This is a genomic window from Photobacterium leiognathi (assembly GCF_030685535.1).
In the GTDB taxonomy this organism is placed as follows: domain Bacteria; phylum Pseudomonadota; class Gammaproteobacteria; order Enterobacterales; family Vibrionaceae; genus Photobacterium; species Photobacterium leiognathi.
Genome location: NZ_CP131599.1, coordinates 1030977 through 1055138 on the forward strand (window position 1 = coordinate 1030977; position 24162 = coordinate 1055138).

25 protein-coding genes are annotated in these 24162 nt (G+C 39.8%); 19 read left to right on the top strand and 6 right to left on the bottom strand.

Going from position 1 to position 24162, the window contains the following annotated elements; genetic code table 11:
* The first annotated feature begins 17 nt into the window (after positions 1-17).
* From Q7674_RS04810 to Q7674_RS04830, 5 genes are read left to right on the top strand one after another with little or no spacing between them, the layout of a single operon-like run.
* Positions 18-398, top strand: coding sequence for a MerR family transcriptional regulator (locus Q7674_RS04810; protein WP_045062217.1), 381 nt, complete (start codon positions 18-20; stop codon positions 396-398).
* Between the two features lie 38 nt (positions 399-436).
* Positions 437-1597, top strand: a complete 1161-nt coding sequence (locus Q7674_RS04815; RefSeq protein ID WP_045062215.1) for an isovaleryl-CoA dehydrogenase — start codon at positions 437-439, stop codon at positions 1595-1597.
* A gap of 10 nt (positions 1598-1607) precedes the next feature.
* Positions 1608-3224, top strand: a complete 1617-nt coding sequence (locus Q7674_RS04820; RefSeq protein WP_045062214.1) for a carboxyl transferase domain-containing protein — start codon at positions 1608-1610, stop codon at positions 3222-3224.
* Between the two features lie 15 nt (positions 3225-3239).
* A complete protein-coding gene (locus tag Q7674_RS04825) occupies positions 3240-4046 on the top strand; it encodes an enoyl-CoA hydratase-related protein (protein ID WP_045062212.1) in 807 nt (268 codons plus the stop codon).
* Positions 4027-4971: a hydroxymethylglutaryl-CoA lyase gene (locus Q7674_RS04830; protein ID WP_305421897.1), complete on the top strand. Its 945-nt coding sequence runs from the start codon at positions 4027-4029 to the stop codon at positions 4969-4971. Before Q7674_RS04825 ends, Q7674_RS04830 begins: the two co-directional genes overlap by 20 nt.
* Positions 4972-4976: 5 nt before the next feature.
* On the opposite strand, the gene Q7674_RS04835 is transcribed toward Q7674_RS04830, so the two are convergent.
* Positions 4977-5255 carry a hypothetical protein gene (locus tag Q7674_RS04835; RefSeq protein WP_045062208.1) on the bottom strand — a complete coding sequence of 93 codons (279 nt, stop codon included), beginning with the start codon at positions 5253-5255 and terminating at the stop codon, positions 4977-4979.
* A gap of 388 nt (positions 5256-5643) precedes the next feature.
* On the opposite strand from Q7674_RS04835, the gene Q7674_RS04840 reads away from it, so the two are divergent.
* The 4 genes from Q7674_RS04840 to Q7674_RS04855 all read left to right on the top strand — a co-directional run bounded on the left by Q7674_RS04840 (position 5644) and on the right by Q7674_RS04855 (position 9017).
* Positions 5644-6744 (top strand): hypothetical protein, encoded by a 1101-nt coding sequence (locus Q7674_RS04840; protein WP_045062206.1) that lies wholly within the window; start codon positions 5644-5646, stop codon positions 6742-6744.
* 149 nt (positions 6745-6893) lie between these two features.
* On the top strand, positions 6894-7172 hold the full coding sequence (locus tag Q7674_RS04845) for a hypothetical protein (RefSeq protein ID WP_045062534.1): 279 nt from the start codon (positions 6894-6896) through the stop codon (positions 7170-7172).
* A gap of 149 nt (positions 7173-7321) precedes the next feature.
* The gene (locus tag Q7674_RS04850) at positions 7322-7639 is read left to right on the top strand and encodes a hypothetical protein (protein ID WP_045062205.1); all 318 of its coding nucleotides are present in this window, start codon (positions 7322-7324) and stop codon (positions 7637-7639) included.
* 274 nt (positions 7640-7913) lie between these two features.
* Positions 7914-9017 (top strand): nucleotidyltransferase family protein, encoded by a 1104-nt coding sequence (locus Q7674_RS04855; RefSeq protein WP_045062204.1) that lies wholly within the window; start codon positions 7914-7916, stop codon positions 9015-9017.
* 87 nt (positions 9018-9104) lie between these two features.
* Here Q7674_RS04855 and Q7674_RS04860 read toward each other — a convergent pair whose 3' ends face one another.
* The gene (locus Q7674_RS04860) at positions 9105-9653 is read right to left on the bottom strand and encodes a ComEA family DNA-binding protein (protein WP_237156700.1); all 549 of its coding nucleotides are present in this window, start codon (positions 9651-9653) and stop codon (positions 9105-9107) included.
* A gap of 367 nt (positions 9654-10020) precedes the next feature.
* On the opposite strand from Q7674_RS04860, the gene Q7674_RS04865 reads away from it, so the two are divergent.
* Positions 10021-10830, top strand: a complete 810-nt coding sequence (locus Q7674_RS04865; protein ID WP_305421899.1) for an alpha/beta fold hydrolase — start codon at positions 10021-10023, stop codon at positions 10828-10830.
* Between the two features lie 100 nt (positions 10831-10930).
* On the opposite strand, the gene Q7674_RS04870 is transcribed toward Q7674_RS04865, so the two are convergent.
* The 3 genes from Q7674_RS04870 to Q7674_RS04880 all read right to left on the bottom strand — a co-directional run bounded on the left by Q7674_RS04870 (position 10931) and on the right by Q7674_RS04880 (position 13775).
* Positions 10931-11749 carry an alpha/beta fold hydrolase gene (locus Q7674_RS04870; RefSeq protein ID WP_045062200.1) on the bottom strand — a complete coding sequence of 273 codons (819 nt, stop codon included), beginning with the start codon at positions 11747-11749 and terminating at the stop codon, positions 10931-10933.
* Positions 11750-11780: 31 nt separating this feature from the next.
* Positions 11781-13127: an MATE family efflux transporter gene (locus tag Q7674_RS04875; RefSeq protein WP_305421901.1), complete on the bottom strand. Its 1347-nt coding sequence runs from the start codon at positions 13125-13127 to the stop codon at positions 11781-11783.
* Between the two features lie 69 nt (positions 13128-13196).
* Positions 13197-13775: a nucleoside triphosphate pyrophosphohydrolase family protein gene (locus tag Q7674_RS04880; protein ID WP_045062197.1), complete on the bottom strand. Its 579-nt coding sequence runs from the start codon at positions 13773-13775 to the stop codon at positions 13197-13199.
* A 328-nt stretch (positions 13776-14103) separates the two neighbouring features.
* Between Q7674_RS04880 and Q7674_RS04885 the strand changes: the two genes are divergently transcribed.
* The 7 genes from Q7674_RS04885 to Q7674_RS04915 all read left to right on the top strand — a co-directional run bounded on the left by Q7674_RS04885 (position 14104) and on the right by Q7674_RS04915 (position 20901).
* Positions 14104-14826, top strand: a complete 723-nt coding sequence (locus tag Q7674_RS04885; protein WP_008989197.1) for a glycerophosphodiester phosphodiesterase family protein — start codon at positions 14104-14106, stop codon at positions 14824-14826.
* A 331-nt stretch (positions 14827-15157) separates the two neighbouring features.
* Positions 15158-16441, top strand: coding sequence for a cation:proton antiporter (locus Q7674_RS04890; protein ID WP_305421904.1), 1284 nt, complete (start codon positions 15158-15160; stop codon positions 16439-16441).
* A 297-nt stretch (positions 16442-16738) separates the two neighbouring features.
* Positions 16739-17644: a DMT family transporter gene (locus Q7674_RS04895; RefSeq protein WP_305421906.1), complete on the top strand. Its 906-nt coding sequence runs from the start codon at positions 16739-16741 to the stop codon at positions 17642-17644.
* Between the two features lie 133 nt (positions 17645-17777).
* Positions 17778-18461 (top strand): DUF4336 domain-containing protein, encoded by a 684-nt coding sequence (locus Q7674_RS04900; RefSeq protein ID WP_045062191.1) that lies wholly within the window; start codon positions 17778-17780, stop codon positions 18459-18461.
* Between the two features lie 224 nt (positions 18462-18685).
* A complete protein-coding gene (locus Q7674_RS04905) occupies positions 18686-18961 on the top strand; it encodes a hypothetical protein (RefSeq protein ID WP_008989192.1) in 276 nt (91 codons plus the stop codon).
* A 32-nt stretch (positions 18962-18993) separates the two neighbouring features.
* Positions 18994-20115: a M14 family zinc carboxypeptidase gene (locus Q7674_RS04910; RefSeq protein WP_237156699.1), complete on the top strand. Its 1122-nt coding sequence runs from the start codon at positions 18994-18996 to the stop codon at positions 20113-20115.
* Between the two features lie 27 nt (positions 20116-20142).
* Positions 20143-20901 carry an alpha/beta fold hydrolase gene (locus tag Q7674_RS04915; RefSeq protein WP_008989190.1) on the top strand — a complete coding sequence of 253 codons (759 nt, stop codon included), beginning with the start codon at positions 20143-20145 and terminating at the stop codon, positions 20899-20901.
* A gap of 20 nt (positions 20902-20921) precedes the next feature.
* Here Q7674_RS04915 and Q7674_RS04920 read toward each other — a convergent pair whose 3' ends face one another.
* A complete protein-coding gene (locus Q7674_RS04920) occupies positions 20922-21800 on the bottom strand; it encodes a LysR family transcriptional regulator (RefSeq protein WP_045062189.1) in 879 nt (292 codons plus the stop codon).
* A 110-nt stretch (positions 21801-21910) separates the two neighbouring features.
* Here Q7674_RS04920 and Q7674_RS04925 point away from each other — a divergent pair, with 110 nt between their 5' ends.
* Complete coding sequence (locus tag Q7674_RS04925; RefSeq protein WP_045062187.1) at positions 21911-22978, top strand: HlyD family secretion protein; 1068 nt, start codon at positions 21911-21913, stop codon at positions 22976-22978.
* Between the two features lie 61 nt (positions 22979-23039).
* Entirely contained in the window at positions 23040-24050 is a 1011-nt protein-coding gene (locus Q7674_RS04930; RefSeq protein WP_045062186.1) for a DUF2955 domain-containing protein, read from the top strand.
* Positions 24051-24162 lie beyond the last annotated feature (112 nt).

Consider the following 24162-nt stretch of genomic DNA (forward strand, 5'->3'; position numbering starts at 1 on the left):
GTTACAGGAGACAACATGTGATGACTTTTAAAATCAGCGAACTTGCCAATGAGTTCCAAGTCACCCCACGCAGTATTCGCTTTTACGAAGATATGGGGCTGCTCTCGCCCAAACGAGATGGCGTCAATCGCATATACGGACGACGCGATAAAACCCGCCTAGCCCTTATTCTCAGAGGAAAACGCCTTGGATTTTCCCTACAAGAAATTGGCGAGCTATTCAGCCTTTACGATGATCACAAAAGCCATGATCAGTTAATCACCATGATCGATATTATCGAGCAAAAACAGCAACTACTCATACATCAACGTAAAGATATTGATGTCACTCTCAATGAATTAGAAAGAGCTAAAAAACGCTGCCAACGAGCATTAATTAAAGCAGATATTCATAAATAACCACCTGATAACAATCGGTTTTCGTCAAGGAGGCTGACATGCAGAACCTATATACCCCTCTTAATTTCGACTTAGGCGAAACGGCGAATATGCTGCGTGAACAAGTCAATCTCTACGCTTCAGAGCATGTTGCTCCTCTTGCCAGTAAGATTGATTGCGACAACCAATTTCCTCTTCATCTATGGCAATCATTAGGCGAAATGGGCTTGCTTGGAGTTACCGTCAGCGAACAATATGGTGGCGCAGATATGGGGTATTTGGCTCATGTGATCATCATGGAAGAGTTAAGCCGAGCATCCGCATCGGTCGGGTTAAGTTATGGTGCTCATTCAAACCTTTGTGTAAATCAAATATTCCGTAATGGTAACGATGTGCAAAAGCAAACATATCTCCCGAAGTTACTCACCGGAGAGCATGTCGGTGCCCTAGCCATGAGTGAAGTCAATGCCGGCTCAGATGTGATGAGTATGCAATTAAAAGCCGAACAGCATGATGATCACTTTGTGCTTAATGGCAATAAAATGTGGATCACTAATGGTCCTGAAGCCAATACCCTCGTGGTTTATGCTCGCACCGATGACAACGCCATTACTGCTTTTATTATCGAGTCACAATTTAAGGGATTTTCGACCGCACAAAAGCTCGATAAGTTAGGGATGCGAGGCTCTAACACCTGTGAGTTGGTCTTTATTAATTGCCGAGTTCCCAGAGAAAACGTGCTAGGTGAAATCCATCATGGTGCCAAAGTACTGATGAGTGGATTGGACTATGAACGCGTTGTATTGGCAGCAGGCCCTTTAGGTATTGCCCAAGCCTGCCTCGATCTTGTTATCCCTTATATTCACGAACGAAAACAGTTCGGAAAAGCCATTGGCGAGTTCGAGCTTATCCAAGCCAAAGTTGCCGACATGTACACTCAGCTCAATGCCGCTCGCAGCTATGTTTATACCGTAGCGAAAGCTTGCGATCGTGGTGAAGTCACACGTAAAGATGCCGCAGGCGTCATTTTGCTCAGTGCCGAACTAGCAACAAAAATGGCATTAGAAACTATTCAAATCCTCGGGGGAAACGGCTATATCAATGATTATCCCGCAGGTCGGCTATTACGCGATGCCAAACTCTATGAAATTGGTGCAGGTACATCAGAAATAAGACGCATGCTAATTGGACGTGAATTGTTCGCAGAATCAGCACGCTAAGGATCAAGCGATGGCACAGCTCACATCAAAAATAGACACTTCAAGCCAGCTGTTTATCAACAATCAAGCTAACATGCAGCAACTGGTAGACGACTTAAACTTACAACTAACGAACATCAAACAAGGTGGTGGTAAAAACGCGCATGAACATCAACAGAAACAGGGCAAACAAGCGGTCAGAGAGAGAATAAAGCAGCTACTCGATAACGATTCAGATTGGCTTGAAATTGCGCCTTATGCCGCATTGAATGTCTATAACGAACCCGTTCCTTGCGCAGGGGTTGTCGCTGGGATTGGTTATGTCCACCAGCAAGCTTGCATGATCATTGCCAATGATCCTTCCGTTAAAGGCGGCACCTATTTCCCTCTCACAGTTAAAAAGCACCTTAGAGCACAAGAAATTGCAGAAAAATGCCAGCTTCCATGTGTTTACTTAGTAGATTCAGGTGGTGCGAACTTGCCACATCAAGCCGAAGTCTTTGCCGATCGTGATCACTTCGGTCGAATCTTTTTCAACCAAGCCCAAATGTCAGCCAAAGGCATTCCACAAATCGCAGTAGTAATGGGCTTATGTACTGCGGGCGGAGCTTATATACCCGCAATGGCTGATGTTTCTATTATGGTCAAAGATCAAGCTACTATTTATTTAGCTGGCCCTCCCCTTGTTAAAGCCGCAACAGGCGAAAAAGTCACTGCACAAGAGCTAGGTGGTGCTGACGTGCATTGTAAAAAATCAGGGCTCGCTGATTATTACGCCACTGATGAAAAACATGCGTTAGATCTTGCTCGTGAAGCCATAACTAGTTGTCACTATTCATCTAACTCTTCATCTGAAACACCTTCAAATTTAAACACTTATACACCTAAATACCCAATAGACGATCTCTATGGCATTGTTGGTACTAATGTCCGTATTCCATTCGATGTCAAAGAGGTCATTGCTCGTTTAGTTGATCATTCTGACTTTGACGAATTTAAAGCCATGTTTGGTAATACCCTTGTATGTGGTTTTGCCAAAATCAATGGCAATCCAATTGGGATCATTGCCAATAACGGCATTATATTTTCAGAATCAGCGCAAAAAGGTGCGCACTTTGTTGAGCTATGCTGCAAACGCAAAATTCCGCTGCTGTTTTTGCAAAACATTACTGGATTCATGGTGGGAAAAAGAGTTGAAGCCGAAGGTATTGCCAAACATGGAGCAAAAATGGTGATGGCAGTCGCCTGTGCCAATGTGCCTAAGTTTACCGTGATCATCGGTGGTTCATATGGTGCAGGCAATTACGGCATGTGTGGACGTGCTTATGATCCAACCTTGTTATGGATGTGGCCTAATGCACGAATTTCGGTAATGGGTGGTGAGCAAGCTGCCGCTGTTTTATCCCAAGTGACACAAGCTATTCGCAAACGTGAAAACAAACCTTGGACAACGGAAGATGAACGCGATCTTAAACAACCGATTTTAGATTTATATGAAGAGCAAGGTCATCCTTATTATGCCAGTGCTCGGCTGTGGGATGATGGCATTATCGATCCTAAAGATACTCGAAAAGTGTTAGCGCAAGCATTAGCCATAGTGCATCACTTACCTATTTCCGACACCCGGTTTGGTATATTCCGCATGTAGTGCTGAGGTCATAATATGAATACACAGCCCACTGTATTAGTTTCTGTTTCTACAACGGGTGTTGCGACACTCACCTTAAATCGAGCAGAGAAATCCAACGCTTTTGATCCCAATATGATCACAGCACTCCTCACAGCACTTGATCAACTTAAAACACGAGACAACATTCGCTGTTTAATACTCAATGCTAACGGCAAACACTTTTCATCAGGTGCTGATCTTAATTGGATGAAAAGCATGGCATTAAAAACAGAGGCTGAGAATAAACAAGATGCATCACAACTTGCCGCATTACTCGAGCGGCTATACCGCTTTCCAGCGCCAACCATAGCCGTTGTTCAAGGGGCTGCTTTTGGTGGCGCACTCGGTTTGATCTGCTGTTGTGATATTAGTATTGCAAGTCCACAAGCAAAATTCTGTTTAAGTGAAGCCAAACTAGGATTAGTACCCGCAACCATTGCGCCATATGTCTGCCAAGCGATAGGAGTTAGACAAGCACAACGCTACATGCTCACTACGGAATTAATCACCGCAAGGACAGCGCAAACATTGGGGCTCATCCATTTAATTAGTGACGATCTTGCACTACAAACGCAACACATAATTAATGCATTACTCAATAACAGCCCGAACGCATTACGCACTATCAAACAGTTATGCCAACAGTGCGAGCACAACTCTATCGACCAAAAACTTATTAATTATACCAGTGACTTAATTGCTCACATTCGTTGTACCCCAGAAGCACAAGAAGGTATACAAGCCTTTTTTGAGCAATCACAGCCAAGCTGGAGTATTCGCCATGACGACAAAGATCACTAATCTAATCAAAGATAAACTGCCGAAACAGGTGACGATATTTGAGGTAGGCCCTCGTGATGGCTTACAAAATGAGCCTCATCTAGCCTCACTTGGTAGTCAAGCGACAACACTGAAAATTGAGTTAATTAATGCGCTTAGTGAAACCGGATTACGCCATATCGAATCAGGTGCCTTTGTCTCACCAAAAATGATCCCTACCATGGCAGATTCAAGCTCTGTCATGTCGCAAATTAATCGGCAACCTCAAGTTTGTTATTCAGCATTAACACCTAACCTTAAAGGACTAGAAGCGGCAATCAATGTGAATGCCAATGAAATTGCGGTTTTTACTTCTTGTTCCGAAACCTTTACACAGAAAAACATCAACGCCAGTATTAGCGAAAGCATTAAACGCTTTGAACCTGTTATTGCAGTGGCTCATCAATATTTACTCCCAATTCGAGCCTATCTTTCCTGCGTGATGGATTGTCCTTATGAGGGGAAAACTTCTGCTGCACAAGTCACCAGCATTGCACAAACCTTGATTGATATGGGCTGTTATCAAGTCTCGTTGGGTGACACTATTGGCACAGGCACCCCATTGCGAGTTGCTTATTTACTAGAAGCTATGCATAAACAGATAACTGCATCAGCCATTGCTGTACACTTTCACGACAGTTACGGACAAGCCTTAGCGAATATTTATCAAGCATTACAGATGGAAATCACCACTATCGACAGTAGTGTGGCAGGATTAGGTGGTTGCCCTTATGCGCCAGGGGCTAGCGGAAATGTAGCAACAGAAGATGTACTCTATCTATGCCAAGGGCTAGGTATTGATACAAGCGTTGATTTAAAGAAAGTATCCGCAATAGGTCATACAATTTGTTCTCAATTAGGGATACGCTCACAATCTAAAGTCAGCTCGTTAATAGCGCATCCCTAATAACCTCATTCTGCGTCTCTTCGCATTCGTTCTTCAGATTCCAGCTCGTTCACCGCATCCCATAATAGCTGTTCACGAATTCGCTGACGTTCTAAATTAGCATTAATACCATCGACAACTTGTTGATCTAAAGGACCTAAATAATTATCAGCACTATCATGGAAAATAGTTCTAAATTCTTCCATCGTAGGTAGCCGATTATTATTTTCTTCAAAGTTATCAAAAATATCGTGCACCTTAACTGACATATCCCGCTTTATGCTATCTATCTCTGAACTATCCATACACTCCCTCGAAAGCATCCGGTTTCATATAAATGCCAATAACAGATTTATTAAAAATCGTCATCTATATATAAATCTAATAGTAAATATTTTAAAGGCAAGTCACAAAATACAATAACTACAAGTCATACAATTCAAAAGCAATTGATATTCAGCACAATAAAAATATCCTATTTTGAATGCTGATAATCATAAAATCCTTTTCATTATAGTGTTGTTACAGAATATTAAAATTATGATTTAGTGATAAATATATAGCAATTGATAAGATTGTTTTAATATTGCACTAAAATCCATTAATAGCACTTCAGTTAGTAATAAAGTAATATCTGGATTCTTACAACATTTGGATCTAAGGTGCTGAATTCATAAAGGAAGCTTTAATACTTTGAAATCGTTAATCCCCTTTAAAACATTGCAAAAGCAATTATATTTACCCATTTGTTTACTCTCGATTATCCCTAGCACTAGTCAAGCAGAGCAAAATACCATTGCAAAAAGCTCATCAACTCAAGCCGTTAATGAGCAATCAGTTGACACAGATGAACAGCATACCCCTTTCGCTGACTGGGTTGATGAGTCTCATAAAAGTTTAACTGAAACCATTCACAATATTGGTGAATATTTAGATGAAAGTCTGGCAAAAGATGAAGATGAGAGTGATCTAGTAAACCGCAGTTACTTACGTATCCGTAATCGCTCTATCTACTCCTACCGTGGCAAGTTAGATAACGAATTTAAAGTCTACTTCAAACTTGATTTACCCCATGTAAAACGTGACTGGAAACTGATCATCGACTCAGAGCCAAGTGACTTTGATAGCCTTGAAAGTAAACAGCGCGGCATCACCACGGGTAGTAAAAACACCTCAGGTGATACTGTTGGTGCATTCCGTTTACAAGATGCACACTTTGGCAACTGGCATTCTGATTTTGATATCGGTATTAAATTAAAACTGCCGCTCGATCCATTTACCAAAGTGCGTTTAACCCGAGTAGATCCCATTAGTGAAAACTGGACATCTCAAATAGAGCAACAATTCTTCTACTACCACTCTAAAGGACTTGGCTCGCTAAGTAAGTTAAGTGGTTATTACGCATTAAACCCTGAAGAGTCAAAGATCTTCAAAACCACTACCAGTGCGCAGTATTTAAAAGAAGATGACAAATGGGAATTACTACAACAATTTGAATTGTTCCATCGTTACAACGACAAGATTCTTTTTGAATACTCAACAGGTGTGAGTGCAGATACAGGTGAAAACAAAGAAATCACCAACTACTGGGTATCAGCATCATGGAATAAGCGTATTTACAAGCATTGGCTGTATTTGGGTGTACGTCCGCAGTTGGAGTTTCCTCGTGAATACAACTACCACCCTAACCCTGGTGTAATGATTGAATTGGAAATGTTCTTCTCGAAAAACAGAAAGATTGATCGCTTAGGTCGTTATATTCCAAAACCGACCATACCAGAATCACAAGACTAACCCACACACATAACGATGAAGCGTGCCGCTTACTTCATCGTTATCGACAAAACATGAACAGTTGCACAAAATTTTCCCCTGTTACTTTCAACGCTCAACCAATTGCCATAATTTAACAATTAGGCTACATGCAAGCTTGGGGGTGTATTATGTTTCATCTTAAGAAAATGATCTTCTCTGTACTGTTCCACTTTTATCAGTTCTTCACACTTAGCTATCCATTATGGCTGATGATCTCATCCATTGGCGTAAGCATCGGCATTATCTTGTTACTATCTGGTGGGCATCACTTTGAACAAGGTATCACTACAATCAGCAGTTTTAGCTTAATTTGCTTGTACCTCATTGCGCTTAAACACTTTTATTCAAAACTACTCAATTGGAGCGATACCCGTACATCAAAAGACATTATTGTGCCTTTGCGTTAATCTTTTATACCGCTTGTAAAATATGCACACAGCATCACAGTTATATTTTTATTCTATAAAGGTATTTAACTATAATGTAACTCTAACAAGGAGATATACGCTTTTCTGCAATTACTTGAAAAGTTTGTGATTATATAAATGAGAATATTATGAAAAAGATTTTACCTTTAGTTAGTCTTGTTTTATTGACTTCAGCTTGTGCTACACAAACACCACCACCTGAACCTCAGGTGATCACTAAAGTAGTTAAACAAAATACAGCCCCAGTAGAGAAAAAAGGCTACGATGACGGCTGTAAAGATGCGATGAAAGCGCAGTTCTTACCAACGAAAGAAGTCGTTGATAGCTACGATAAAGTAAGCCAAGCCGCTTACCTAAAAGGTTGGGAAATGGGTTACCGTCGTTGTGTTATTGGTCTTGGCCCAGTAAAAATTAATAGCACAATGCCGACAGGTCAAAATCATTAATCCCTGCTTTAGGGGCGTTACCAATACGCCCCTTTTAGCCACTGTAGAAATACATTTTCTGCTGTTCAGCTTTTACCAAAGCCTGTATCTCTGAGAATTAATTATGATCCTTTGAACGTATTTTAATCGTTAACCAATCCGATTAGATGCTTCAAAAAATTCTCACTTTTGAGATTCGATAAAGATAAAAACTCATATTAATATACTAATTTGCTTTTTATCACTTACAAACAATACTTTAATTATTAATTTGACCAATAATCAGGGAGGGATCATGACTTCTCGGCAGGTACAACTGATTGATATTCTTTGCCTTCCAACTCTATTATTGACGCTCGATCATAAATCTCTATATCAAATCATCACAGAGGCAAGACATCTATCCTTGTTAGGGCAATTAAAGACAGCCTGCGAGCTTGATGGTATTTGGGATGAACTACCACTGTTTATGCAACAGCAATTACTCTCAGGGTTCCATAGCTTCGAGAAGCAAAAAAAAGCTTTAGTATTTGAACATGAAGAACTTAAAGCACAGTTTAAAGATGTACTGCCATCATGGCGTTATATTCGTGGTAGTGCTTTACAATTTTCTGAAGTAGAAATGTTTAAAGGTAGGATCAAGAATAATATTGATATTTTGATTTCAGAAAACCATGTTGATGCCGTACTAAATCAGTTACTCAATCATGGCTGGCGCTATAAAAACATCACCGATTACGAAGAAACTTTTTATTGTCGCTGGTCAAATCAAACAACCCCGTTAATACATAAAGAAAGGCGAACAGAGCTTGCTATTCATTTCCATTTATTGCCAAAAACGTTAAGACATAAGTTGGATGAAACACCGTTACTTCATCACCATACCTCACCTATTACAGCTCATCCTGCCACACTTCTTTCCCCCGAAGCTATGGTGACTCATCAAGCTATCATGTTTTTTAACCAAGTGAATTTTAAGTATGGGCTACGTGACCTGTATGACTTACACCTACAATTCAGCCATTTTGGCAAACAGCGTCTGTTCTGGCACAACCTGATCCAACTCCATCAGCAAATAGGTAAAGATAATAGCCTGTTTATGGCGCTTGGGTTTTGCCATGAACTATTTGCATTAAAGATCCCTGACAATATGATGCAGTTTTTAAATCAACATGCCTCACACCGTTTTATCTTCTGGTTATACAAAGAACGTTTTAGTGAAGTCATAAGAAACGCTTTTCCAAATTATCAAAATTCAGATTATCGTTTCGCTGTGAAATCGTTGCGTTTTCGAGGGCGACTAAAACGTATGCCGCTTTATGCTATTTTGCCTCATATCATTAAAAAAGAGATCATCAATTTAATGCCTCATGAAGAAGATGAAGAGATCATCTATTAGCCTTAGTACAGATATAAAAAACTCTTAAACACCTCATGCTATAACTAGCAAAAAGTATTTAAGAGGTTGAGTTCCCTACTGTTCAAATTAGAACTTTAGGTATTTCTTCATTGAACTAACGCTTTTCTCGCCAAGACCTGTTACTTTTTCTAGATCTTTCGCTGATTTGAATTTGACGTGTTTTTTACGGTAATCCACGATAGCTTTTGCTTTAGTTTCACCAATACCTGGTAATGATGCCGCAAGATCTGAAGCAGATGCGGTATTTACGTTAACTGCTTTTAATTGTTTCTTTACTGCAGTCTTGGTTTTGGTTGATGACTTTTTAACGTCTGCTTTTTTGCTATCAAGTTTTGAAGATGTTGCTTTTACATCTTTCTTCGCGTCTTTCTTTACATCGGCAACTTTAGTTGATGATGTCTTCTTCGCTTTCTCTACTTCTTTCTTTGTAGACTTGCTTGCTGATTTCTTCACCTTAGCAATACAGTCCATTTTCTTTTGCTTATCAGCTTTGTATTTAGTTTCACATTGCTTGATCAGTTTAGTGGGATCTGTTGTTGCAGCTTGAGATGCGAAAGGCAGAATAAACGCCAGTGTTAGTAACACCTTTTTAAACATTGGAAAAAACTCCTTCATAGATAATCCTTTGTAAATTAAAGACTATCTGACGCGAAAGATAAAATAAAACATCATAAAGTGTTTAAATCAGTGTTTTTTATTTTTCTTTCATTACGAAAAAACACTGAAAAGAGAGCTAGTAGCACTTTTTTAAACTTACTATCCTTCTGTTTTTCATATATAAATTAGCATCATCTAGAAGATCACATAAGACTGAACTCGCTTTACGCCAACACTTACAGGTTTTGCGACATTGTTGGAATAATTTCAAATATTCACGATGAAAATCCGACTTTACGACATAAGATGCACGTTTAGTGGTCAGGTGAGTCAGTTCATTTTGCCATGATATGATTACTGTACTGCGCGTAAACAAGGACGATAAATGCAAGACAACATGCTTTTTTACAAAACTTACCCCCATCCCAGTAGTAAAGAATGGGTGGTATTTGTCCATGGTGCAGGTGGTAGCTCAGCTATTTGGTTCAAACAGATTAAAGCCTATAAGCAGCACTTTAATTTGTTGTTATTAGATCTCCGTGGTCACGGTAAATCTAACAATATGTTTAAAGACATGATGGCGAACCCTTATACGTTTAAGAGCGTCACCAAAGACATCGTTCATGTACTCAATCACTTAAAGATCCAATCAGCGCACTTCGTGGGAGTTTCATTAGGCACTATCATTATTCGTAATTTAGCGGAAATTGCGCCTGATCGTGTCAAAAGCATGGTACTCGGTGGTGCTGTAACACGCTTAAATACTCGCTCTCAGATTCTGGTTAAACTCGGCAATTTGTGTAAGCACATCATTCCTTATATGTGGTTATATCGTTTGTTTGCCTATGTGGTTATGCCTCAAAAAAGTCAGCGTGAGTCTCGCCATTTATTTGTTCGTGAAGCTAAAAAACTATGTCAGAAAGAGTTTAAACGTTGGTTCAAACTAGCAACCGATGTAAACCCTGTCATGAAGTATTTCAAAGAAAAAGAGCTATCTATCCCTACACTTTACCTCATGGGTGCCAATGACTATATGTTCATAAAACCAGTGAAAGAGATGGTAGAGCGTCATCGATTAAGCTTTTTAACTGAATTAAAAGACTACGGACATGTATGTAATGTTGAAAAACCCGATGATTTTAACCAACACTCCATAGCGTTTATTCATCAACACAAAACTTACTACAGCGCATAAAAAACGGCATAACCTACTCAGTTTATTGAGTAAACGTTATGCCGTTTTTGTCTCTACCGTATTATTAATTAAGTGATACGGTTATTGACTCATTGAGCGCTTACTTCGCAATATGCTTGTCTAAAAAAGCCATCAATTGCTGAGTAACAAATTCAGGTTGCTCCAGATTACTAATATGACCAGCATCTGGGATCAATACGTACTCGCTACCATCAATCGCATCATGCATTAACTGGGCTTCTAATGGTGGTCGAGGTGAATCTTCCATACCAACCATGATCAATGTCGGCACAGTAAGTAATTCGATATCATCAAAGGTATCGCGTCGACCAAATACCATTTTACCAATTTGACCTACCGCTACAGCGTCTTCGCCCTTAATGCTCGCTAAATAGGTTTTAAAGTTATTCACTAACTCTGGCGTATGCTGCTCCGCTTGACGACGGAAAAACAATGGCGTAATTGCATCAATGATTTCTGTTGGGATCATTTTCTGCTCAATAATGGTATTGAGCATGGCAAAGTATTTAGCATGAAGCACTTCAGGTTCATAACCGATGAACGTATCCATCAATACTAATGCATTAACACGTTGCGGCACTTTTAACGCCAGCTCTGCGCCCCACATACCACCAACAGACAAACCAATCATCGAGAAGGTATCAACTTCAAGGTGATCAAGCAGTGCTATCACATCATCTGCATAATCACGTAAAGTACGTGTTTTTGTAGGAGCAGCATCCGCGTCACCATGCGCCCATAGCTCAGGCACGATGCAACGATAATGTTGGCTTAATACTTCGATTTGAGGCTGCCACATTTTGCTATCCCATAAATAGCTGTGACCAAATACCAATACAGGACCAGTACCTTGATCTAAGTAGGTTAACTTACGATCTTCAATTACATAACTTTGCATGAATATCCTTGTCATACGTGTTTTTACACGCTTATTTTACGTTATCAGTTTCACTTTGATATTTGCTATCAATGATTTTCAATCCTTGACGATAGAAAACCCACGCACAAATACCTGCTGCAATGTTACCTACCATCGCGCCAGTAAATAAGCCCGGCAGTCCAGCTAAATGCGAACCTAGCCATAAAATAGGTAGGAAGCAAATAAACAAACGCCATGCTGAAATAAACAGCGCACGCATCGGCATCGCCAAGGCATTACATATCGATACCATGATCATACACACACCTAACGCACCTAAACTAATAGGAACTCGAGTTAAGTGTAAGCTCAACACTTCTTGTACTTTTACATCAGTTGTTAATAACGTACTCAATGGCGTAGAAAGTAAGAATATAACGATAGCAATCACCAATTGCCATACTAGGACAAAACATACCGCGATATTGATGAGTGTCTTGATCCCTTGAAGATCACGACTTCCTATCCGCTTGCCCACCATAGGTGGCATCGACATGGTTAAAGCTAAAACCACAACAATAGAGAAAAACTCTATTCGAGAGCCTAATGCCCATGCAGCAACAGTGGCAGCACCAAAACCCGCAACTAATTTAGTGGCAAGCATGGAAGAAACAGGTGGTAACAATTGGCTCATCATTGCTGGCGCCATAATATGCCCCAACTCTTTGACCGATTTGACAATATCAAGCCCTTGCCATTGAAAGCTTAACCAACCTCTTTTTAATACCAATGGAAATACCACCAGCATACCTATAGTAAAAGAAGCAATGGTCGCCCATGCTGCACCATTAATGCCTAAGCCAAACTTAAAGATAAACAATGGATCAAACACGATGTTTAATAAGCTTGTTGCCATCATCATGATGCCGGGAAGCATAGTATTACCGTTAGCACGACATAAACTATAGGCAAAATACAGCATCGAGCCACACCATGCGCTGGCTAACCATACAGGCCAATATGTATCAATGATGGGTAATACGGTTTCAGGTGCATCTAACAAATGCATAATGACGTCACGGAGTAACCAGATCACGCCACAAAGCGCCGCAACACCGATACCACCAACCAATACCACGAGCCCACCAAGTTGTTGCGCTCGAACGTTATTATTTGAACCTAATACACGAGAAATTAATGCCGTTGTGGCGATCCCTAGTCCTACTTGCAAGCCGATGACAACCATTTGCATTGGAAGTGTAAAGCCCTGTGCGGCAAGAGGAAGCACACCCAACTGACCGATGAAAGCACTGTCTACAAGCTGAAAGCTCATTAAAGACAGCACGCCAAATAACATTGACCATGTCATTTTAAAAAGCTGTTGAGCTAACGCTCGGGTATAAGGAGATATTTTCATGGAACACTTTATATATGTGAAAAACAAAAAATCCCCGCATTTGCGAGGATAATTTAGCTAACAAGAGGCTTAGCGTATAACAAGTTTCACTAGATCAGCAGGACGATAGTATACGGATTTAAGTACTTTACCTTTACGGATAACTTTACCGTCAAGGTCAACATCTTGTGCACATTTCGCAATAATGTAATCCCCTTTCGTACTGGCTGTTAAAGCCACGCCTTGTTTTGCGTAAAACGCTTCAGTATCAGCGTATTCATCAGCGTTGCGGCATACTTTACTCATGTTGCTTGAATGGACTTCATTCCAACATGCCATAAAGTCGATACCTAAACGCGCTGACATTTGCAGCAGAATATCAATCAGGTAACTAATACCAATATTGTCTTCTACTTTCTTATCACCAAGGTGCACCAAACGCCCCATTAAAACATACACAGAATCGACAATTGCATCCGCTTGTTCAACCAGTGAATCTGCTTCTGCTAATTCCGTCATCTCTTCTACAGCAAGAGAGGTATGCAATGCGTCGGCTTGTTCGCCTAGTGTTTGTGGTGATTCAATATCAAGATCAAACGTGGAACGAAACTCTCGAATATCGCGGTAAAGATGATCGAAAAGAGGTTGGTCTAGCGCTGACAGTTTCATTCGTTTTTCCTTGTCTCAAATTGTAAAAGCCCGAAAATCAAAAACGCTCAATCAATGAGTTCGATAAAGGTTTTTAATCAGACAACGGCACAGAATACTAATCTAATCAGCCTTTAGATACAAAACCAATTGTCATTTCATTTTTTGATTGTTGGTAAATCCATCACTCACTGTGCGTACAAGTATACTAGAATAAGTTAATTTCAACGCCGCTACATAAACGAAACAAATCAACATCATGATATTGCGATATTAATACTTGATTGTTTGCTTAATTAGTCGAAAATCAACGTAAAATTTTACAACGTTAATGACTTTGGATACTTATATGATTGCAGGTCACCGCGGTGCAAGAGCCGTTGCACCAGAAAATACTTTGGTTTCTATGAAAGCTGCCGCTAATGCTGGCGCAAAATGGATTGAAACCGATACCCAACTGTGTGCCGATTTAATTCCTGTCATTATCCACGACAAAACAGTTCGTCGTTGTACCAATGGTTCTGGTAGCGTTCGCCATAAAACCTTAGATGAAATCAAACAACTTGATGCCGGAAGCTGGTTTTCACCTGAATTTGCTGGTGAAACTATCCCAACTTTACATGAACTATTAGCTGCTTGTGACGAATATGGGCTTAACTTAAACCTTGAGATCAAGGTGCACTACGAAGAAGAAGCAGCATTACAAGTACAGAAAACTATCGAAACCATTAAAGACTATGGCTTTGATCCAGATCGCCTCATCTTATCGAGTTTCTCTTATAATGCTGTTCAACAGTGTTTAGAACAGTGGCCTGAAGTGCGTCGTGGTTTGATCATTGAGGATTGGGTGCCTGATATCGACCGCTTAGATGAAAACCTCAAGCTTTACAGTATTCATCTTGATCATCATCTATTGAATGAAAAGCTTGCTAAAGAAATTACTGACGCAGGAAAAGTGCTGCAAATTTGGACAATGAATGATCCAAAGAAAATAGAAAAATTCTCAAATTGGGGCGTTTCGACCATTATTACCGATGATCCTGCTCTTTTAATTGCAGCAACCCATAAATAACAACTTATAAATAAAGCACTTATATAGGTGCTTTATTTTTCTTTGTTATTCACATCATCTTTTCCCCTCCTTGTATTAGACTAATAATACAAGTTATATTTGTGATTTTTTATATTCCAAAATAATACAAATAATTCGCAATACATCTGTATAGAATGTTTAAGATATTTATTAATCATTAATATTTTATGAACAAGATATATTCAGACCACAGGTTATTTAACCGTATCACTTGCATATATTCGCCATCGATATTGAATGATTAATGTATATTATTATTAAATGATAAACAGTATGGTTTAAATCCATCCTGATCTGGAGCGATGTTTTCATGTCAGTATATGACACTATATGTATTATGGCTGCAATTGCGGTCTTTATTTCCATCATTAACCATAAGATTGGTCGTTTTCAAACAACGATCGCTATCAATGGTTGGTCTATTGCTATCTCTTTAATTTTATTAGCATTAACACACTTAGGTTATATTCCTGTAAATAAAGAAAATGCCCTAATTGAGCTAATTCAGCATGTCAAATTTGAAGACTTCCTATTAAAAGGTGTCTTAGGCTTCTTATTATTTGCTGGCGCATTAAACATCGATCTTAACCATTTAAAAGATCAGAAGTTTGAAATTGCTTTTCTTGCATTAGCTAGCACCTTATTCTCGACCTTTTTTATCGGCACCGTACTTTGGTTAATTCTTAACCTTATTGGTATTGATTTAAGTTTTATTTATTGCTGTTTATTTGGTGCACTTATTTCGCCTACCGATCCAATCGCTGTACTTGCGATTGTGAAAAAGTTAAATGCACCACAACGTATTTCTACGCAAATCGAAGGTGAATCTCTATTTAACGATGGTGTTGGTCTGGTTATTTTCGTCACCATTTTTGAAGTCGCTTTTGGTAAAACAGCCCCTACCGTTTCTGGTACAGCAATGCTGTTTATCCGTGAAGCGCTTGGTGGTATTGCCTTTGGTGCGGTACTGGGCGGCATTTTCCATTACATGATCAAAAACTCACATGACAACATGTTACGCCTGATCTTAACCATGTTGATCCCAACCGCTGGCTATGTAATTGGTGAACATTTAGAAGTATCAGCACCACTCGCTATGGTGGTATCCGGTATTATCATTGGTAATATCACGCGTCAGTACATTTCAGAGCAATCTTCTGAGCAAATGGCACACCTTTGGGAATTGGTGGATGAAATTTTAAATGCCGTACTATTCCTACTGATTGGCTTTGTGATCATTACCTTTAGTTTCCACAGTATTGATATTATTGCGGTAGTTATTGCTATTCCATTAGTGCTTTTAAGTCGTTATCTCAGTGTACGACTATCATATGTTGGCTTCACGCGTTACCGCCAATACAACCCTGAATCAATTAAGATCTTAACTTGGGGTGGTTTACGTGGTGGTTTAGCCCTTGCAATGGCGATGGCGATCCCGACAGGTATTGTTATACCGTCACACCCAGATGTAGACGTGAAAGAAATTATCGTATTAATGACTTATGCCATTGTGATTTTCTCGATCCTTGTACAAGGCTCGACCATTACCCCTATGATTTTAAAAGCGAAAGAAGCGGACAATAAACCGTTCTAAGGAGAGACAATGTATTGGATCCATCATCATCACCTTTTAATTGCCTTTATTGGGTTAATTGCTGCATTTGGTGCTGGTTTGTTTGGGCTATATAAACAAAAATAGTGCCAAATACTGGTTAAAACATTTCCGCTCACTTTAACTAAAGAGATAAACAACATGGCTTGTTTATCTCTTTCTTTATCTAACATCAAACTACGCATAACAAGAATTTACGCCAACATTACATTAGATCATTTGTTTATTGAGCACGGTAATTTATGCTCTTATTCCCCTATCAGATTGTAGATACCATTAATGACCCACGATAAAGAGAGTTTAATTCCCTTGGGCGCGCGCTTTATGCTGCTATCAGCATTAGGCTTTGCCCTTATGTCATCAACCGTAAAATACGTCAGTCAGCTCGGTATTCCTGTATTTGAAATCGTTGCCGCCCGCGCTTTTGTTTCACTGATCATTAGTTATCTCGACATTAAGCGTAAGGGGATCTCTGTCTGGGGCAACAACAAACCTTTGCTGGTTGTACGTGGACTTGTCGGAACGATTGGGCTTTCTTGTGTCTACTACGCTGTCACTACACTGCCGTTAGCTGAAGCAACCATTTTGCAGTATATCAACCCAGTGTTTACTGCCATTCTCGCGGTGATATTCTTAAAAGAGCGAGTACAGTTCTCTACCCTAATATGTATTGTACTTAGTATCTTAGGCTTATTCTTTATCGTTAATCCAACCACGATAAATTCTGGTGGTTCTCATCTGCCAATGTTTAGTGTGATGATTGCGGTGATTGGTGCTTTTGTTAGTGCTATTTCTTACATTATCGTTAAGAAACTCAGCAACACTGAAGACAGCTCGGTGATCATTTTTTACTTTCCTTTGATCACACTGCCTCTCTCTATTTTGGTCGTCAGCCAAGATTTTGTGATGCCAGATCTCACAACAACATTCTTGCTTATCCTTGTTGGTATCTTTACTCAGGTAGGTCAACTTGGTTTAACCAAAGCCATGCAAACGCAAAGCGCAGGTAAAGCGACTGCTTATTCTTATGTGCAAATCGTGTTATCTGTCATTTTTGGCTTTATTGTATTTAATGAAGTGCCTTCAATATGGACCTATATTGGTGGTGGGCTAATCATCGCATATGCTTTAGTCAATCTGTTTGGTCATAACATTATGCAAAGCATCAAACGCAAAACATCTTAGAGCTACCACATAGTTTGAAACACAATAAATCATAGCCATTAACAATCCCTTAATGATAATCTCATTGAGGGATTTTTATGATCAAGGAAGGATCGTAATCAAATAAGTCATCTCACATCAGCAGGAAGTAATGATGATTGAATGCCATAAAAATCGGCTCTGGTATCAAGAGCAAGCCATCAAACAAGCTGGCATAACAAATAACCATAAAATGACGCTCATCAAACTGAGTGATGAGCGATTGTTCATTCATAGTCCTATTGAGCTAACAGCATCACTTAAATCAGAATTAGAACAATTAGGTACTATTGCCGCTATTGTGACACCGAATAAAAACCACCATCACTTTTTATCTGAATGGTGGCTTGCCTACCCTGATGCCTATTTTTTTGCTGCACCGGGATTACAGCAAACCCGTGGGGATCTCACCTTTGATGATGTACTACGTCAATACACTCCAACACTATGGCAAGGACAATTACTGCAAACCTTGATCAGAGGAAGCGATCATTTTGAAGAGATTGCCTTTTGTGATCCTGAATCTCAAACACTTATCCTTGGTGATACACTTGCTTGGATGATCGAACAAAAACATCCACTTAATTTAGGTTACGCGCTATTTAATGGCTGTTACTTCAGCCCCGCTATGCCCCTTTTATTACGCCTAAGTTATACCGAGAAAAAATACCTAAGACAATCAATTCAGGAGATCTTAACTTGGCCTTTTGAACGCATTATTTTTTCAAAAGGAAAGATAGTTGAGAACAACGGCAAGACGATATTTGCAGATGCATTTCGCTGGTTATTTCAGCAGTAATTAGTCACAAGCATAACTTAACGCGCGATATTCACAGCAAGCACAACGATTTGTCATAGCTATGAATTGTATTTATATAATCGCTCAACGTGATTAAAAATTCATCCACGAAAGATAAAGTGTGAGCTAGATCAATACAGATTCGCATTCTAAAGCGCATAGTATTCGGATAAAGATAATAAAACTTATCGAACTCATTCGATAGTAACTTTTGGAACCATACTATGAGCCCAGCTAAAATTTATTTGCGTGATCTTATCGGGCTAGCTGTTGTTGGTATGTTTATATTAACAGCGCTTGGCGTTATTTTTTCAATTGTTGGTGTTGTACACTACTTAACCAATGCCAATCATTTAGTTGCACAAGATATTCAACTTGCTATTACTCATCTTGTGTTTATTGTACCTGCCTTGCTATTAGGCTATGCCATTAGTCGTCCTCAATGGATTGCTGCAACGAAACAATACCGCATCGAAAAAGCGCGTAAAGAATCCGCATAAACATGCATTAGAGAAAAGAGCCTGACACTTAAGTGTCAACATTCATTGGTACTGTATCTTTCTTTACCTGTGTTTGTGAGGCTCTTTTGCTTAATGCTCAACGATACTCCATTACCAAACATCTACCTGAGTTTACTCAACTCGAAGCGTTAATTGATCGCTTACATCAATATCCATTCGCTACACCATTTAGCTATAAAGTTATAGCCAATATTCCCTCTCCGCTGCATTTCTCAGACTACACAGCAAAACACTTTCCACTTTATGCAATTCACTTAGGTACACGTTCACCCACTGCGCCGTTAATGCTTTTTGTTGGTGGTGTACACGGGCTAGAGCGTATTGGTAGCCAAGTATTGCTTTCGTACCTACATGCCATCACAGAGCGTTTAGTATGGGATCGCAGCTTACAACACACGTTACAACACATTCACCTCGTGTTTATTCCCCTCGTTAATCCTGTCGGCATGGCTAAGTGTTATCGCTCGAATGGCAATCATATTGATCTTATGCGCAATGCTCCTGTTGAATGCAGTGAAAAAGCAGCTTTGCTAGTGGGTGGACATCGTTTGTCGCCGCATATTCCTTGGTATCGTGGGCAAGAGGGACAACCGATGGAAATTGAAGCGGCGGCAGTTGCAAGTTATGTTATTGCGCAGACCCAGCATCGACCAGTGACGCTGTCACTCGACTGCCATTCGGGTTTTGGTGTAAAAGATAGGCTCTGGTTTCCCTATGCACATAGCGCCATTAGACCCTTTCCTTATATTGGTGACATCTACCATTTGAGAGATAAGTTTTTGTCCACTTACCCCAACCATAATTATGTATTTGAACCACAAGCACTACACTACTTATGCCATGGCGATTTGTGGGATCACATCAGTGAGCAATGTTTGATACAACAACAATCCATATTACCGCTAACATTAGAAATGGGATCATGGCGCTGGATAAAAAAGAATCCACTACAACTCAGACAATCACTTGGGATCTTCAACCCTATGCGCCCACAGCGTGTTCAACGAGTCTTACAAAAACATATCGTACTGATGGATTTTTTGATCAATGCCACTGCTAATTATGATGCGTGGTTTAAACATAAAGATAACCATCACTATCAACAACAAGCAATCATGCGTTGGTATTCATAGCCATATAAAACATTAGTGACGAATGACATGACAGAAAGACGTACAATCATCTTATTAAGAGGATTATTCCGTGATCAATTTCACTGGGGCGCGTTTGTTCATCGTTTAAAAGAAAACTTCCCCCACCATGATATTTTATGTCTTGATATTGCGGGGAATGGTATCCGTCATAGAGAAATGACGCCTGAGACTTTAGATGAGATAGCCAAAGATCTTCATCATCAATTTGTTGAATTACGACACACAGGTGATCATAGTGCTGATATTATTGCAATTTCTATGGGAGGTATGATCGCTCTAAGATGGATGGCGCTGTATCCTAACGATATAAATAAAGCTTTATTGATCAATACCAGTACCCAATCATTGTCCCCTTTTTACCAACGCTTACGCTGGCAACGTTATTTCGATTTACTTCATATCCTCGTACTACCCAATTACAAGCAAGAGGAAAAAGTCATCCGTCTAACATCAAACCGTTCATGGAGTATTGAAGAGCTAGCGGCTATCACACATCAATGGGCAAATTGGAAAGCTGAACACCCTATTTCATGTACTAATATGTACCGCCAAATCAATGCTTGTCGCCAATTTAGCCTGTGCAAACAACCGCAACACGCAATACATATACTCGCAAGCCGTTGCGATAAATTGGTTAACTATCAATGTAGCCTAAAACTTGCCAAACACTGGTCACTACCGATCACCATTCACCCGAGTGCGGGGCACGATATTCCTCTCGATGATCCTGAATGGGTCAGCTTACAAGCTAAGTATTTTTTCTAACCTTTTCTGATAGTTAAAACTTAACTAAATTTATAACGGTTAGAGAAATTATTGCGCAGTAATTCAATCATGGCGCGTGTTTTTTCAGGTATAAAATGCCGTGATGGATAAACCAAAGTCATCACAATATCTAGCTCAAATATATCATGCATAACAGGGATCAACTCACCACGTTCAACTTGCTCTTTAAACAGGACAATCGGAAGCAGCGCAATACCCCGCCCCGTTTCAGTTAGCAATTTGATTAAGCCAAAATCTTCTGACACTAAACGTAAATTCATACCATCAGGTAACAAGGCTGATGTGTATCTGCTTGATAATATTGGATGCTGATACAGCTCTTCCATTGTGGTCGGTAACGATGATGATTCAAGATACTTAGGTGAACAATACAAGCGATTGGACGATGAGAGTAATGTTTGTTGTACGTAGTCATCATTGATCACATCAACAACATTTGGCAGCAGTTGCAGATCGATATTTTCTCGCTTGAGATCCACACTCTCATGACGATGAACAATATCTAATGTCACATCAGGAAACTGTGCCGAGTAACTGTCTAATAAGTCAAGAAACACCGGAGATGCAACGACTGCTGCTGGTATCGCGATTTTCAGACGACCACTAAATGCATGCTGTTGATTCTCAAGTAAGCTGACCGCTTGCGTAACATCATTCAATGGTTGATTAATGTACTGATAAAACAAACGACCATTTTCCGTTAATTCAATTTGTCGCGTAGTACGAATTAACAACTGACAGCCTAAAGCTTGCTCTAATTCTTGAATCCGCCGACTGATTTTTGAACGCTGCATTGAGTGTGCTTTAGCCGCAGCACTTATCCCCCCATGCCTTACGGTTAACATGAATAGATAAATATCATCGAGTGACGCTTTCATAACTTACCATTGTCCTAAAAATGAATCACAAGTGTAATGTTTATCAATCTTTTTAATCAAATCTGTACTCAATATAATAATGTGATAAAGATCACTATAATGAGAAAAGTATGGCTAATACAGACACAACATTTCGCCGCTGGATGAAAAGCCTCATCATTTTATTCCTTATTTTCCTAGGCTATATCATTGTTGCAGATAGACACATTCCCCTTACAACGGAAAGCCGCGTTCGTGGCTATGTGGTGCAAATTGCACCAGAAGTATCAGGTAATATCACATCCGTTGAAATTAAAAATAATCAAAAAGTCACTAAAGGTGAGGTGCTGTTTACCATTGATCCAAGTAAATATGAATTAGCTGTTGATCGGGCAAAATTGGCATTACAACAAGCGAAAGAGCAAGAAACATCATTAGTTGCACAATCTAAAGCAGCGCAAGCGAATGTTGCTACAAGCAAAGCGAACTATGACAACGCCCATAGTGAATATAATCGTATTAACCAATTGGCGGCTAAGAAGTTAGTATCTATTTCTATGCGAGATAGCGCACTTACTAAAGATCGTAGCTCACTTTCAACATTACACGCCGCACAGCAACAATTGCTGAGTATTCAAGCAAAATTAGGTAAAAAGCCAGATGAAAGCACCATGGTGATGTCTGCTAAAAATGCGTTAGAGCAAGCAGAGCTAGATCTTGCCCATACCAAAATTACTGCACCTAGTGATGGCGTTATCACAAACTTACAGCTCGATGTTGGTACGATGGCAAGCGCTAACCACCCAATGCTGACTTTTATTCCAACCAACTCTATGTGGGTTTCTGCAGATTTTCGCGAAAAGTCTACTGCATTAATCAACAAAGACTCAGTTGCCTATGTTGCTTACGATGCATTACCGGGACAAGTGTTCAACTTCCACATTGCTAACCGTGATTTTGGTGTTGCTGCCGCACAGGAAACTCCGAATGGTCAGTTAAGTGCTGTTGAAGTGAATAACCGTTGGGTACGTGATGCACAGCGTGTTCGCGTTAACCTTAATAGTGATACACCACTGCCAAAGCAACTCTTTATTGGCTCTCGTGCCACAGTGGTCATTTACCCAGATAACAATCCTATATGGCAAACGCTAGCAAGTCTTCAAATTCATCTAGCAAGCTGGCTACACTACATCTACTAACCGCTACGCGATCACTTACGGAGTGATCGCCCTTTCTCATCTCTTTATTTAGGAGAATTACATGAAAACAATGCGGATTTGGTTCGGATGCGTATTAGGACTTGCGATCAGTATGATCTTTGGTTGGTCGTACGGTTTTTTCACCGCTTTACTTCCTATTATGGTGTTGATGAATACTAACCGATGGACACCTTCTATCATCATCCAGTTGATTGTTGGTATTGTCTGGACAACGTTACAAGTCACCGTAATTTCAGGATTTTTACAACCTTATCCATTACTCATGACAGTAGCTGTTGGGCTCATGCTGCTAGGTAAATGTATTGCGATGACCAATCCTAAAACCTATTTATTTGGTTTTTCAGGCTTATTAATTGGCTCAATCATGTTTAACTTTGGCAGTTACACCGGGTTTAATATTGAAGATTTTAGCATCACGTTATGGATGTGTGGATTAGTCACCGCCCCTATTACTGCACTGGCTTATTTTTTATTTCCAGAGCCAATATCAGAGCAACCTGCGCCACCAGCAGCGAGCAATACTCAGCGTGTTGATCGCATTGGTATGCTACGCCAAACCGCGTTAGGTTGGATTGTCGCCATGATTGCTTTCTTATTGTTCCAATTTGGTGACCTACAAGATTCACTATCAGCTCAAGCATCAATCTTTATAGTGCTCGCTCCAATGACGCTCATCGGCTCAATGGCAGTAGCGAAAATCCGTATTACGGGTACATTTCTTGGCTGTTTAGCAGGTATGATCATTCAGCTTGGCCTTTATACTTGGATCAATAATGGCCTCTTGTTTTTAATGGCATACGCCATTGCAGCTGGCTTTTTCTGTCGTTGGATTGCACAAGGTTCAATTAAATCAAGTATTGCATTTTCAGCAATGTCAGCCTTAACCGTACCGCTAACAACCGCTTTAGTCCCTGAAAAGAAAGATGCGTTCTTTTCAATTTTATATCGTTTTAGCTCGATCTTTGTTGCGGTTGTACTCACTTCTTTAGTGATTTGGATAACCCATCATTTCTTAGTACGTGTCATTAAAGCGCCTAACGAGCAATTTTGATTTTCCACAGTGATATCAAACCGCAATAACATATAAAATAATAAAAGAAACGAGTAAGGTGAGGTATTCTCGCCTCATCTCTTACAAACTTGAACACGTTGAGATTGAATAA